This window comes from Streptomyces sp. NPDC033136 (genome assembly GCF_055578235.1).
In genome coordinates this window covers 1-12,517 of sequence record NZ_JBVIPD010000013.1, presented here as the reverse complement: position 1 = coordinate 12,517, position 12,517 = coordinate 1, and the positions used below count along the sequence as shown (strand labels likewise).

The 12,517-nt window shown below is 70.1% G+C and carries 13 protein-coding genes and 2 pseudogenes; 8 read left to right on the top strand and 7 right to left on the bottom strand.

The genetic code is table 11. The features are described from left to right. Positions 1-26: 26 nt before the first annotated feature. Positions 27-830, top strand: a complete 804-nt coding sequence (locus tag ACZ5TL_RS23385; RefSeq protein ID WP_468592118.1) for a nuclease-related domain-containing protein — start codon at positions 27-29, stop codon at positions 828-830. 116 nt (positions 831-946) lie between these two features. On the opposite strand, the gene ligD is transcribed toward ACZ5TL_RS23385, so the two are convergent. Beyond that, complete coding sequence (gene ligD, locus ACZ5TL_RS23380) at positions 947-1,828, bottom strand: non-homologous end-joining DNA ligase (RefSeq protein WP_468592117.1); 882 nt, start codon at positions 1,826-1,828, stop codon at positions 947-949. 63 nt (positions 1,829-1,891) lie between these two features. Between ligD and ku the strand changes: the two genes are divergently transcribed. After that, a complete protein-coding gene (ku, locus tag ACZ5TL_RS23375) occupies positions 1,892-2,920 on the top strand; it encodes a non-homologous end joining protein Ku (RefSeq protein ID WP_468592115.1) in 1,029 nt (342 codons plus the stop codon). 183 nt (positions 2,921-3,103) lie between these two features. On the opposite strand, the gene ACZ5TL_RS23370 is transcribed toward ku, so the two are convergent. From ACZ5TL_RS23370 to ACZ5TL_RS23360, 3 genes are all read right to left on the bottom strand, one after another. Continuing rightward, positions 3,104-3,586 (bottom strand): Asp23/Gls24 family envelope stress response protein, encoded by a 483-nt coding sequence (locus tag ACZ5TL_RS23370; RefSeq protein WP_468592114.1) that lies wholly within the window; start codon positions 3,584-3,586, stop codon positions 3,104-3,106. A gap of 245 nt (positions 3,587-3,831) precedes the next feature. Continuing rightward, positions 3,832-4,578: a polyamine aminopropyltransferase gene (locus tag ACZ5TL_RS23365; RefSeq protein ID WP_468592112.1), complete on the bottom strand. Its 747-nt coding sequence runs from the start codon at positions 4,576-4,578 to the stop codon at positions 3,832-3,834. Between the two features lie 173 nt (positions 4,579-4,751). Beyond that, positions 4,752-5,393 carry an antibiotic biosynthesis monooxygenase family protein gene (locus ACZ5TL_RS23360; RefSeq protein ID WP_468592110.1) on the bottom strand — a complete coding sequence of 214 codons (642 nt, stop codon included), beginning with the start codon at positions 5,391-5,393 and terminating at the stop codon, positions 4,752-4,754. Between the two features lie 283 nt (positions 5,394-5,676). Between ACZ5TL_RS23360 and ACZ5TL_RS23355 the strand changes: the two genes are divergently transcribed. The 3 genes from ACZ5TL_RS23355 to ACZ5TL_RS23345 are packed head-to-tail and all read left to right on the top strand — an operon-like array spanning position 5,677 to position 7,731. Next, entirely contained in the window at positions 5,677-6,132 is a 456-nt protein-coding gene (locus ACZ5TL_RS23355; protein WP_468592109.1) for a MerR family transcriptional regulator, read from the top strand. Continuing rightward, on the top strand, positions 6,129-6,770 hold the full coding sequence (locus tag ACZ5TL_RS23350) for a GTP-binding protein (protein ID WP_468592108.1): 642 nt from the start codon (positions 6,129-6,131) through the stop codon (positions 6,768-6,770). Before ACZ5TL_RS23355 ends, ACZ5TL_RS23350 begins: the two co-directional genes overlap by 4 nt. Continuing rightward, positions 6,706-7,731 (top strand): peptide chain release factor 3, encoded by a 1,026-nt coding sequence (locus ACZ5TL_RS23345; protein WP_468592106.1) that lies wholly within the window; start codon positions 6,706-6,708, stop codon positions 7,729-7,731. The genes ACZ5TL_RS23350 and ACZ5TL_RS23345 overlap by 65 nt, the downstream gene beginning before the upstream one ends. Positions 7,732-8,169: 438 nt before the next feature. Here ACZ5TL_RS23345 and ACZ5TL_RS23340 read toward each other — a convergent pair whose 3' ends face one another. Then, positions 8,170-8,586: a MerR family transcriptional regulator gene (locus ACZ5TL_RS23340; protein ID WP_468592104.1), complete on the bottom strand. Its 417-nt coding sequence runs from the start codon at positions 8,584-8,586 to the stop codon at positions 8,170-8,172. Between the two features lie 430 nt (positions 8,587-9,016). Between ACZ5TL_RS23340 and ACZ5TL_RS23335 the strand changes: the two genes are divergently transcribed. Beyond that, positions 9,017-10,516 carry a SulP family inorganic anion transporter gene (locus ACZ5TL_RS23335; RefSeq protein WP_468592102.1) on the top strand — a complete coding sequence of 500 codons (1,500 nt, stop codon included), beginning with the start codon at positions 9,017-9,019 and terminating at the stop codon, positions 10,514-10,516. Between the two features lie 113 nt (positions 10,517-10,629). On the opposite strand, the gene ACZ5TL_RS23330 is transcribed toward ACZ5TL_RS23335, so the two are convergent. Beyond that, complete coding sequence (locus ACZ5TL_RS23330) at positions 10,630-11,043, bottom strand: DNA-binding protein (RefSeq protein WP_468592100.1); 414 nt, start codon at positions 11,041-11,043, stop codon at positions 10,630-10,632. Then, complete coding sequence (locus ACZ5TL_RS23325) at positions 11,040-11,303, bottom strand: CopG family transcriptional regulator (RefSeq protein WP_468592099.1); 264 nt, start codon at positions 11,301-11,303, stop codon at positions 11,040-11,042. The genes ACZ5TL_RS23330 and ACZ5TL_RS23325 overlap by 4 nt, the downstream gene beginning before the upstream one ends. Before the next feature lie 763 nt (positions 11,304-12,066). Between ACZ5TL_RS23325 and ACZ5TL_RS23320 the strand changes: the two are divergent. Together ACZ5TL_RS23320 and ACZ5TL_RS23315 are read left to right on the top strand one after the other, a co-directional pair. Then, positions 12,067-12,309 (top strand): annotated as a pseudogene (locus tag ACZ5TL_RS23320) (IS1380 family transposase); the annotation flags it as partial. 48 nt (positions 12,310-12,357) lie between these two features. Continuing rightward, positions 12,358-12,517 (top strand): annotated as a pseudogene (locus ACZ5TL_RS23315) (transposase family protein); the annotation flags it as partial.

Sequence of the window (12,517 nt, the reverse complement as noted above, 5' to 3'; positions counted from 1 at the left end):
GTTCCCATGGTCAGGGGTGATGGTGCATGGACCGACTGCGCGTCATACCGACCTGGCGGCACGGCCGGGAGCGCCTCTACGTCTGCCTCCCGGACGGCCGGAACATCGCCTGGTACGACCGTGAGGCGGCCCGGGTCAACCTGCTCGGCCAGGACCGCGAGGACGATGTCCTGCGGGTCCTCGGGCCCTTCGTCACCGGCCCCGTGACGGTCGGACCGCCCCCGGTGCCCACGCCCGCCGAACTGGCCCGCCTCACCCTCCATCCCGACGACGACCTGGCCCCCAACCGCCCCGGCGAGGCCCTCATCGTCGACCTCGACCGCGCCCCCGGCCCGGCCCATCGGCTGCGGCCCGACCCGCGCCGCCGCGCCCTGGCCGCCGAGCAGGCCGTCGGGGACGTCCTGGACAGGCTGGACGGCGCGGGCTGGCACGCCCTGCACTCGGTGCCGCTGCCCGGCGGCGACCGCATCCACCACCTGCTGATCGGCCCCGGTGGCCTGTTCGCCCTGCACGCGCTGTACGCCCGCAAGCAGCGCGTGCGGATCTCCGACCCGATGGTCAGCCTGGGCCGTCGCGACCCGTACCCCCTGCTGCGCCGCGTCCGCTCCGACGCCGACCGCGCCTCCTACGCCCTCACGGCGGAGGTCCGTCCGGTCCTCGCCCTGGTGGCCCCGGCGGAGGTGTCGGTCCCGGCCGCTCCCCGCGAGGTCCGCGTCCTGCCGGACGTGGAGCTGGAGGCCCTGGCCCGCCAGGGCGGGGTCCTGAAACCGGCGGATGTGGAGGGCCTGCACGCGATCGCCCGGGACCGGAACACCTGGGCGCGGGTGTGAGGGTGGGCCGGACAGCTGGGCGCGGGTGTGAGGGAGGACCGGCCAGCTGGGCGCGGATGTGTGGCAGGGCCGGAACGCCAGGGCGCGAGTGTGAGGGCGGGTCGACAGGTCCGTGGTCACGGCAGTGATCCGGCCCGGTCCGGATCCAGCAGCGGCGCCAGCAGATCCCCGTGGTCCCGCACCCGCGGCGCGATGTCCCCCGCCCGGAAGTCCAGCCGGCCCGGCGCGCCGCACTCCTCGATCTCCTCCCAGGTCACCGGCGCCGAGACGGTCGGCTCCGCGCGGGCCCGGAGCGTGTAGGGCGTCGCCGTCGTCTTGCGGGCGGCGTTCTGGCTCCAGTCGACGAAGACCTTGCCGGGCCGCAGGCTCCGGGTCATCCGGTGCAGGGCGAGCCGCGGCATGGCCTTCTCCGCCTCGACGGCCAGCGCCCTGGCGTACTCGGACACGCGCTCGGAGGACGCCCCGCGTACCGCGGCGAGCAGGTGCAGTCCCTTGGAGCCGGAGGTCTTGGCGCAGGTCTCGATGCCGTCCTCCGCGAGCCGTTCCCGCAGCCACAGCGCGACCTCGCAGCACTGCATGATGCTCGCGGGCGCCCCCGGATCGAGGTCGAAGACGATCCGGTCGGCCTCCTCCGGCGTGCCGACGAGCCACTGGTGGGTGTGGAACTCCGTCACGAGGTTGGCCGCCCACATCAGGCTCGGCAGGTCCTGCACCAGCACCATCCGCGACGGCCCCTCGACCCGCGGCACCTCGGCGGTGGTGACCCACTCGGGCGTACCCGGCGGCACGTTCTTCGCGAAGAACACCTGCCCGTCCGGACCGTCCGGGTAGCGCAGGAAGGACACCGCCCGGTCACGCAGATGGGGCAGCAGGACCTCGGCGACGGTCGCGTAGTAGTGCAGCACCTCGCCCTTGGTGAAGCCGGTGGCGGGATACAGCACCTTCTCCAGATTGCTGAGCGCGAGCCGTCGCCCCTCCACGACTGTGATAGGCGCCATACGATAAGAATCCCACGCAAACCATGACGAACACTCCCGAGCGTGACCGGAAGGGTGCTGCACGTGAGATCCATATGGAACGGCGCCATCTCGTTCGGCCTGGTCAGCATTCCGATCAAGCTGGTGAACGCCACGGAGAGCCACTCGATCTCGTTCCGCCAGATCCACACCGAGGACGGCGGCCGCATCCGCTACCGCAAGTTCTGCGAACTGGAGGACCGAGAGGTCACCCAGGGGGAGATCGGCAAGGGCTACGAGGACGCGGACGGCTCGATCATCCCCATCACCGACGAGGACCTGTCCCAGCTTCCCCTCCCCACGGCCAAGACGATCGAGATCGTCGCCTTCGTCCCGGCCGACCGGATCGACCCGCTCCAGATGGATGCCGCCTACTACCTCCAGGCGAGCGGCGCCCCGGCGGCGAAGCCGTACACCCTGCTGCGGGAGGCACTCAAGCGCAGCAACAAGGTGGCGATCGCGAAGTTCGCCCTGCGCGGCCGGGAACGCCTGGGCATGCTCCGGGTCGTCGGCGAGGCCATCGCGATGCACGGCCTGCTGTGGCCGGACGAGGTCCGTGCCCCCGAGGACCTGGCCCCCGACACGGACGTCACGGTCCGCGACCAGGAACTGGACCTGGCCGACGCGCTGATGAACACCCTCGGCGAGGTCGACCTGGAGGACCTGCACGACGAGTACCGCGAGGCAGTGGAGGAGGTCATCGCCGCCAAGGCCGCCGGCGAGGCCCCGCCCCAGGCCCCGGAGCCCGCGGCCGGCGGCAAGGTCCTCGACCTGATGGCGGCCCTGGAGAACAGTGTCCGCGCGGCCCGCGAGTCCCGTGGCGAGGAGGCCGACGACCACGCCGGGGTCGCGTCGCTCCCGCCGCGCAAGACGGCCCGCGCGGCCCCCAAGCAGACCGGCGGCAAGAAGTCGACGTCCACCGCGAAGAAGCCCGCGGCCAAGAAGACAACGGCCGCGGCCAAGAAGTCGACGGCCAAGTCGGCCCAGGGCACGAAGAAGACGGCGTCGGCGTCCAAGGGCACCGCGAAGAAGACCCAGGCGAAGAAGTCGACGCCTCGCAAGCGCTCCGCCTGACGGCGCGCTTCAGGGCACGCACGCGATGCCCTGCCCCGGCGCTCACTCCCCCAGGGGTGCTCAGCCCCCAGGGGGAGCCCGGGGCCTCAGGGGAGACTGGAGAGCCCCAGGGAGGCGGTGGGCGAGCCCGCCCCAGGGAGGAGGCGGGAGAGGGCCATGCCGAGGGAGCGGGCACCGCTCGCCTCAGGCCACGCGCCGCTCCTCCTGCTCGGGCTCCTCGTCCTCCTCGTCCGGCAGATGGACGTCGCCGACCGAGATGTTGACCTCCACGACCTCCAGACCGGTCATCCGCTCCACGGCGTTGATGACGTTGGTCCGGATGTCCGCGGCGGTGTCGGCGATGGCGGCGCCGTATTCGACGACCACGTCCAGGTCGACAGCGGCCTGACGCTCACCGACCTCCACCTTCACGCCCTGCGTGACGCCGGAGCCCGTGCCGGGCACGCGCTGCCGCACGGCACCGAGGGCCCTGGTCACCGAGCCGCCGAGATTGTGGACCTCGGGAACCTCCCGGGCCGCCATGCCTGCGATCTTGGCCACGACCGGGTCCGCGATCGAGGTGCTGCCACGGGCCTCCGGGGGCGTGCTCGCCCCGGTGCGGCCCTGTTGTGCCGTGGCCCCGCCCTGCCTGCCTTCTGTGGTGCTGCGCTGAGTGGTATCCGTCATGACCGCCACCTCGATGATCGGTGAGGGGATGTGCAGCGTCGCTCCTATCCACCGTAGAGCAATGGTGCGTATGGGGCGAAAGTGGATGAAATTCCGAGGTTGTGACTGAGGGCGGGCAGTCGTGCGTGTGCGACACCAGACCGGCCGGCGCCGCCAGGGTGGCGCGGTTCGTCTCGCGTACGTCCGTACCGCCGACGAGGACCTGTTCCTCACTCACGTCGAACAGCCGCAGGTGCAGCCCCGGATCAGGTGGGGCCCTCGTCCTGCGGTGTGTCCGGTGCCGTGCCGGCCAGGTAGACGGTGTTGGCCGAGGTGCCGCCTTGCAGGGGGTTGTCGAAGTCGACGACGTGGGCCACTGCTTGTGCGAAGGCCTCCGTGAGCGCGGAGGTGAACTGTTCGTCGGGCGGGTCGTTCGACCACAGGGCGAACACCCCGCCGGGGTGGAGTTGAGCGGCGAGAGCGCGAAGCCCGGCAGGCTGGTAGAGCGCCGCATGGCGCGGGTGGAGCACATGACGCGGTGAGTGGTCGACGTCCAGCAGGATGGCGTGGAAGCGGCGGCCCGGCGCACTGAGGTCCAGACCGCGTGGGTCGGCGGCCAGCGCGAAGAAGTCGCCGTGCACCAGGCGGCAGCGGGCGTCCGACGTGAGCCGGGCCCCGAGGGGCACCAGGTGCCGCTCGTGCCAGTCGATGACTTCGGCGAGCGCTTCGATCACGGTCACCGAGCGCACCCGTGGGTCGTCCAGGGCCGCCTGGGTCGTGTAGCCGAGTCCGAGTCCGCCGACGGCTACGTCGAGTTCGGTGGCCGGCAGTTTCGCCAGGGCGAGCTCCGTGAGCGCGATCTCGCCCGTGGTGAAGAGACTGGACATCAGGAACTCGTCGCCTAGCTTCACCTCGTACACGTCGTCGCCCGACTCCGGGTGGCGGCGCCGGCGCAGACTGATTTCGCCGATGGGGGTCGGTTTCCAGTCGATCTCCTCGAAGCGCAGGCTCATCCGTTCACCTTTCTGACGGTCGGGGACACACGGTTACCGGCCGGTGCCGGCCCGGCGACGCATGCTCCGCCCCCGGCCGTGGCCCGGTCAGGTGTCGATGATGACGGGGATGACCAGTGGCCTGCGGCGGTGGGTGCGGAAGGCCCAGTTGGCCACGGCGCGGCGCGCCTCGGTCACGGCGGGGGGAGGGGCAGGGCCAGGGAGCGGTGGAGACGGTAGCGCCCGCCGTGGGTGAGGCGCACCCCGGGCGTACCGGAGAAGATCTCGTGCCCCTGGTCGTGATCACCGGCCTCGGCTGCCTCCTGGTGCGCCTCGACGCTGGTCCACTCCGTGTACAGCAGGACGCGGCTGCCGTCGGCGCTGTGCAGGAAGTGGGCCGAGATCGCGCCGGGGTGCCCGCTCTCCTTCGGCTGGGCGGCGATCACGGCGTCGGTGAAGAAGCGCTGGCGCTCGGGCCCGTCCACGTCGAAAGCGGCCGTGATCAGGCAGCCCGGGACGCGGGTCCCGTGCTCCTCGGCCATGCTGCGGTACAGCCGGTAGCGGGGCGGACCGGCCAAGGGAGCGGCGTAGCCACCGCCTTGCAGGTACGCGTCGTACGCCCCGGCGCTCTCCCACTGCGCGAGCGACAGCACCGTCTCGCCGTCCGTGCTCGCGAACCAGCTCACAGCGGACAGGCCGCGGGGCGGGGAAGCGCTCTGCAGCGCATGCACCTCGTCATCCATGACCAGCCGCTGCCGGTCGGGTCCGCCGACGTACCGTGCGCCGATCGCGGCGGTGCCGGTGCGGGCGATGTCCGGGAAGCGGTCGGTGGTCAACGCGGTCTCCCTGAAAGGTGAAGGGCGGACTGGTCCCGACGATGATGCGGGGGTGGAGGCACGGGCGGGCAACTGCTTTACCGAGCCGCAGGGCAGGGCGTCGGGCGCGCGGGCGGGAACTTCACGTCAACACCACGCGTCCGGCCTCGTAGAACCGCTCTCGCGGAACGCTCAGCCCGTCCGTGGCTGCCCCCGGTTCCACCCTCTTGCAAACCTACCGTAACGAGAGGGTAGGTTTGTGGTCCGGCGAGGGCGCCGGCACACGGGGCGAGGCGGTGAAGCCGTGGGCGAGAAGCTGATCCAGATCGGCGAGGTGTCCGAACGCACGGGGCTGTCGCTGCGGACGATCCGCCATTACGAGGACGTCGGCGTGGTCGCCCCCAGCGAGCGCAGCATGGGTGGCTTCCGCCTCTACACCGAGGCCGAGGTGCGCCGACTGGCGCTGGTGCGGCGGATGCGGCCGCTGGGCTTCTGCCTCGACGACATCCGCGCCCTGCTGGGCGTACTGGACCAACTCCCCGGCGACGGCGGACCGTTGCCGGAGAACGACGAGCACGACGAGCACGCACACGAGGAACTGGTGGAACGGTTGCGTACGTACGCGGTGAAGGCCGACACGCGGTGCGAGGACCTGCGGCGGCAGCTGGGCCGTGCGGAGGACTTCGCCCGCTCCCTGCACGGCCACCTGGCCCGGCTCGTGGACGCCACGGCCGCGGCGGACCCGGAGGCGGTGCGATGAGCTCCACCGGTGAATGGGCGGCCTCCGAGGCGGCTCGCCGGCGCACGTTCGCCGTGATCAGCCACCCCGACGCGGGCAAGTCCACCCTGACCGAGGCCCTCGCCCTGCACGCACACGCCATCACCGAGGCGGGCTCGGTACACGGTAAGGCGGGGCGGCGAGGGGTGGCCTCGGACTGGATGGAGATGGAGAAGGCCCGTGGTATCTCGGTCACCTCCGCGGTGCTGCAGTTCGCCCACCGGGGATGTGTGCTGAACCTGCTGGACACCCCCGGCCACGCCGACTTCTCCGAGGACACCTACCGTGTGCTGGCCGCGGTGGACTGCGCGGTGATGCTCATCGACGCCGCCAAGGGCCTGGAGGAGCAGACCCGCAAGCTCTTCGACGTCTGCCGGCACCGCGGCATCCCGGTCATCACGTTCGTCAACAAGTGGGACCGGCCCGGCCGTGAGGCGCTGGAGCTGCTGGACGAGATCGAGCGCGAGTTCCGCCTCAAGCCCACCCCCGTCGCCTGGCCGGTCGGTGACCGCCGGATACCTGCGGGGACTGATCGACGTACGGAGTCCGGGGCAGATGCTGCGCTACGCCCGCACCCCCGGCGGTGCCCACGAAGCCATCGAGGAACCCGTCCCGGCTGATCGGGCCGCTCTGGAGGACGGCGCGGACTGGGGGAAGGCGGCTGAGGAGCTTGATCTCCTCCAGGCCGACGGTGCCGTACACGATCGGGAGGCGTTCCTGGCGTGCCGGACCACGCCGGTCTTCTTCGGTGCCGCGATCTCCAACATAGGAGTGCGGCTGCTGCTCGACGCGATGGTCGACCTCGCCCCGCCGCCCGGCCCGCGCGAGGTGGCGAGCGGAGGCGTACGGCCGGTGGACGCCCCCTTCTCGGGGCTGGTGTTCAAGGTGCAGGCCAACATGGACCCCGCCCACCGGGACCGGATCGCCTTCATGCGCGTGTGCTCGGGGATCTTCGAGCGCGGCATGACGGTCACCCGTGCAGCCTCCGGCAAGCCGTTCGCCACCAAGTACGCGCACAGCGTCTTCGGCCAGGACCGTTCCATGGTCGACATCGCCTATCCCGGCGACGTGGTCGGCTTGGTCAACGCCACCGCCCTGCGCGTCGGCGACACCCTCTACGCCGGCCAGTCGACGGTGTTCCCGCCGATGCCCACCTTCGCGCCCGAGCACTTCGCCGTGGCCCGCCCGGTCGACCTCGGCCGGTCCAAACAGTTCCGGCGCGGTATCGCGCAGCTGGACGAGGAGGGTGTCGTCCAAGTCCTGGTCTCCGACCTGCGCGGGGACCAGGCGCCGGTGCTGGCCGCGGTCGGCCCGATGCAGTTCGACGTCGTGAGCGCCCGCATGGCGGGGGAGTTCTCCTCCCCGGTGAAGCTGGAGACGCTGCCCTACCGCGTGGCCCGCGCCACCGACCCGGCCGGCGCGGAAGCTCTCAACCGTTCACGGATCGTCCAGGGTGAGGCCCTCACCCGCATCCGCGACAAGGCGCAGCTCGCCCTGTTCCCCGATCGCTGGCAGGCGGGCTCCTTCGAGCGGGAGTTCCCCGCCGCCCGGCTGGACCACCTCATCGCCGCCCACGAGTAGGACGGCCGCCGAGGAGCGGGGAGCAGGCCGATGTCTCCCCCGAGGGGAGAGTATGTGCCCGATCCCGCCGGTCGTCGCTCGGTTGATCAGCACTTCCGTAAACGTTCGGCCCGGAGTGCCATTGGGGCGAGCCGGTGGCATGTGGGATCCCGCCGCGGGCGCCCCGGACGACTGCTACGACATCACCGACCAACTGCCCGACGCCACCACACGGTTGCGGGCTGAGGCGGAGGGGGAGCCGAGGGGCCGGCGAAGTCTGTCGACGCCCGGGGCCATCACTGGCCCGTACGGCAGTGATCCGGGCTCACCGTCGCACGGCGTCACCGAAGAGGTGACGGGCAGCCGCAGGCGGCTGATCGACAAGCGGCCGGATGGCATCGAGGTGCCCGGACCGTCATGGCCGTGCCCCTCGTCCGGCACTGCGACCGCCGACGCGGCTCAGGCGCCCGCGCGGGCGTCGGCCTGCAGGCGGCGGCGGAGTGTGGTGGCGAAGTCCTCGGCCATCTCCAGGCGGGCCCGCAGGGTCTCGCAGCGGGCGTCGGCCACCTTGCGGTAGGAGTCCAGCCGCTCCCGCAGCCGCTCGCGCTCCTCGCCGGCGGGCGGGTCGTCGGTGGCGGCGAGGCGGTCGGTGATGTCCAGCAGGTCGCGCATCTCCTCCAGGGAGAAGTCCAACGGCTTCATCCGGCGGATCACCATCAGGCGCTCGACGTCGGACTCCGTATACAGCCGGAAGCCGCCCTTGCTGCGGGCCGAGGGGATCACCAGGCCCACTTCCTCGTAGTGCCGGATGGTGCGCAGAGACAAACCGGTCCGCTCGGCCACCTCGCCGATCTGCATCTGCCGCTGATCCGTCATCGCTCCATGATCCCCTTCGTTGTTTCTTCGATTTTCGAATCCGTAAAGCAACCCACCTTACGTGACATGAATCACAGGATCTTGGCGGGCGTTTACCTGCGTTTCACAAGCCGCACGTCGCACTCTGCCCTCACGTCAGGGTAGAGTCTCGACGTGTTCACCGCCGCCGTCGAGAGTGACGGCAGGAGTGAACGCCATAGCGTGGGCCTGACCGGGCCCCGATGGCATCCGAAGACTTCCGGGCCATGATGCCCGACCGGCAGCCGGACGGCTGCCTTGCAGACCGGCTGGGCCCCGTTGAAGTGGCCGGGCCGCCGAGGATTCCGCCCCATTCGTGCGCGGAGTCGTGTGTGCCTTACGGCATTACTTCGTAGACGACGTGGAAGCGTCCGCCAGTTGCTGGCGCATCCGCCTGAACAGAAACGGTTGCATGTCACTGCTGCCCGCAGCCCCGAAGTTCCGCCTCTCCAAGCCGGACTGGCTCGACTCCCCGAAGGTCTTCCGTACCGAGGTGCTGGCCGGCCTGGTCGTTGCCCTGGCGCTCATCCCCGAGGCGATCTCCTTCTCCATCATCGCCGGGGTCGACCCGGCGGTCGGCCTGTTCGCCTCCTTCACCATGGCCGTCGTCATCTCGGTCGTGGGCGGCCGCAAGGCCATGATCTCCGCCGCGACCGGCGCGATCGCCCTGGTCATCGCCCCGCTCAACCACGAACACGGCCTTGGCTATCTGATCGCGGCCGTCATCCTCGCCGGCGTCTTCCAGGTGATCCTCGGCGCGCTCGGCGTGGCCAAGCTCATGCGGTTCGTGCCGCGCAGCGTCATGGTCGGTTTCGTCAACGCGCTCGCCGTCCTGATCTTCATGGCGCAGGTGCCGGAGCTGCACGACGTGCCGTGGGCCGTGTATCCGCTCGTCATCGGCGGTCTCGCTCTGATGGTGCTCTTCCCCAAGGTCACGAAGGTGATCCCGGCCCCGCTGGTCTCCATCATCGTTTTGACCGTGATCACCGTGGCGGCCGCGATCGCGGTGCCGACCGTCGGCGACAAGGGCGCGCTGCCCTCCTCGCTGCCCGTGCCGGGCTTGCCCGACGTGCCCTTCACGATGGACACGCTGACCACCATCGCCCCGTACGCGTTCGCCATGGCCCTGGTGGGCCTCATGGAGTCGCTGATGACGGCCAAGCTGGTCGACGACATCACCGACACCCACTCGGGCAAGACCCGCGAGTCGATCGGCCAGGGCGTCGCCAACATCGTCACGGGCTTCTTCGGCGGCATGGGTGGCTGCGCGATGATCGGCCAGACGATGATCAACGTGAAGGTGTCCGGCGCGCGCACCCGCCTGTCGACCTTCCTGGCGGGCTCCTTCCTGATGGTGCTGTGCATCGTCTTCGGCCCGGTCGTCTCCGACATTCCCATGGCCGCCCTGGTCGCCGTCATGATCATGGTGTCGTTCGCGACCTTCGACTGGCACTCCATCGCCCCGAAGACCGTCAAGCGGATGCCGCTCGGCGAGATGACCGTCATGGTCGTCACCGTCGCGTGCGTGGTCGCCACCCACAATCTGGCCATCGGCGTCGTGGTCGGCTGCATCACCGCGATGGTCGTCTTCGCCAAGCGCGTCGCGCACCTGGTCAACGTCTCCGGTGTCGTCGACCCCGACGGCAACCAGGTCGTCTACGCGGTCACAGGCGAGCTGTTCTTCGCCTCCTCCAACGACCTCGTCTACCAGTTCAACTACAAGGACGACCCGGACGACGTCGTCATCGACCTCTCCGCCGCCCACATCTGGGACGCCTCCTCCGTCGCCGCCCTGGACGCCGTGGAGACGAAGTACGCCCAGCGAGGCAAGAAGGTGACCATCATCGGCCTGAACAAGCCCAGCGCCGACATGCACGAGCGCCTCGCCGGCCAGCTGACCGGCAGCCACTGACCGTGACCGGACCGGCCGCCCTTCCCCGACCACGGACGTAGGTGGGGGAGGGCGGTCTTTCCGTGTGAGTGCCGGGACCCGGAGAGCGCCCCGTTTCCTTCCGAGTTTGGGCGTCAGACCTTGATGACGGTGGCGCGCGTTCCGCATAGGGCCGTGACATCTTCCGGGTCGGAGGTGAGCACGGTGACGGGCCCAGGGGCGGCAAGGGCGGTCGCGCTGAGCATGGCCTCGATGGCGTACTTGTGGCCGTGCAAGCCGCCATCGGTGAGCAGGGCGGCGGCGTGGCGTGCGACTGCGTCGGTGACCGGCTCCACGATGAGGCGGGAGAGTGTCCACTCCAGGGCCGGGCGGTTGATACGTGGGTGGACGACTTCCACCAGAGTGGCCGCTGACGTGATCACACGCAGGTCATCGACGCGTGCCAGGGCGAGCCAGGCGGTGACTGTCCGGTCGCGCAGCACGGCCTTGGCCAGCCCTCCGCTGTCGAGTACCAGCGTGCCGCCCGGGGCGGCAGGGGAGCGTGTCACGCCGCGCTCGCCTCATCGCCGACCTGCTGTGCGCGTGCCTGGTGGAGCTGGTCGCGCAGGGCCTGCACCTCATCATCAGTGATGGGGCCGTGCTGTGCCTCGGCGACCTGGATGAGTTCGTTGAGGTTGTCGCGCTCGATCTGGCGGGCGACGGCGGCGGCGACGTAGGCGGACAGGCCGGAGGGGCCACTACGGGCGCGGGCGGCTTCGGCGATGTCCCGGGGCATGGTGATCGAGTACTTCTGGGTAGGCTCGCTCATGCTCTTCATGCTACTGCGGATGCTACCGCCGTGATTCGAGTCGACCGCCGCTCACCTTGGCCAGATCGGTGGTGGTCAGCGCTGGGCTGCCCTGGTGGTGCGGATCAAGATCCAGGCAGTGCGGTCATAGCGGGGGAACGTGGAGGTTCTCCGCCAAGCATTGTCGAACGAGTCGCCGACCGAGCCCATGGACGCCTGGATATCAGCCCTGACTAGGCGCGTTGTGAGCCTCACGGACGTGTACTGCTTGAGTTCAAGGAGTCGTCGCAACACTTTTGTTTTGTGTCGACACCAAGTGGCTGCCGAGAGTCTCGGAGGGTGTTCTCCAGCCAAGAGATCCGCGATGGAGGCGGAGGCGGGGAACCGGCGGACACCCCGTTGTCCGGTTTCATGGCCATGGTTTCGTACGGTGGTCGCTGAACCACGCGTCGTCTCACTGTTAGCCTCGCGCTTTCACGCGGCAGGGCGTCCGGTAGGTGATCAGAAACGCGGAGAGTGCTCCTGACCTGCAACGATGGGACTTGTCTAGGGTCCAGGCCGGCGCATGAAAGAAGCACTCTCCAGGTGAAGAAGCGTATCGGGTTCTACCCGCGTGTCCGTACCGAAGGCGGTGGTCGCGGGGTGGTTTCCCAGGCCGGCGGGGTGCTGCTGGTGGAGACGGTCCGCAAGACCGGTCTGGATCAGGCGATATCGGCGGCGCTGGCGCCGTGGCGCAAGCCACGGGCGATCCATGATCACCGATGCCATCCACCACGCGGTCCTGAAGGTCCCGGCACCGGCCTGGACGCCGGCCGTCGAGCCCGACGGCGAAGTCCGCGACGGCGCCTGGGTGGCCGAGATCGAGGGCGACTGCCTCAAGGGCTGGCCCAAGGGGATGCGGCTGATCGTTCGGAGGGAACGGCCGCACCCCGGCGCCCAGTTGCGTCTCACCGACGCCGACGGCATGCGCCTGACCTGCTTCGCCACCAACACCAAGAACACCCCGATCGCCGAACTGGAGCTGCGGAGCACGTCAGTTGGGCTGACAGACAGATGAAGCCCCTGGTAGATGGGTCTTCGCAGCGGCCATCCGTACGCCCAGCTCGCAGCCGGTTTCGGCATCGGGACCACGACGGCCTTCCGGTACATCGCCGAGGCCGTCGAGCTCCTGGCCGCGCTCGCCCCGACTCTCGCGGAAGCGGCCCGGACGGCGTCGACGAAGGCGTTCGTGCTTC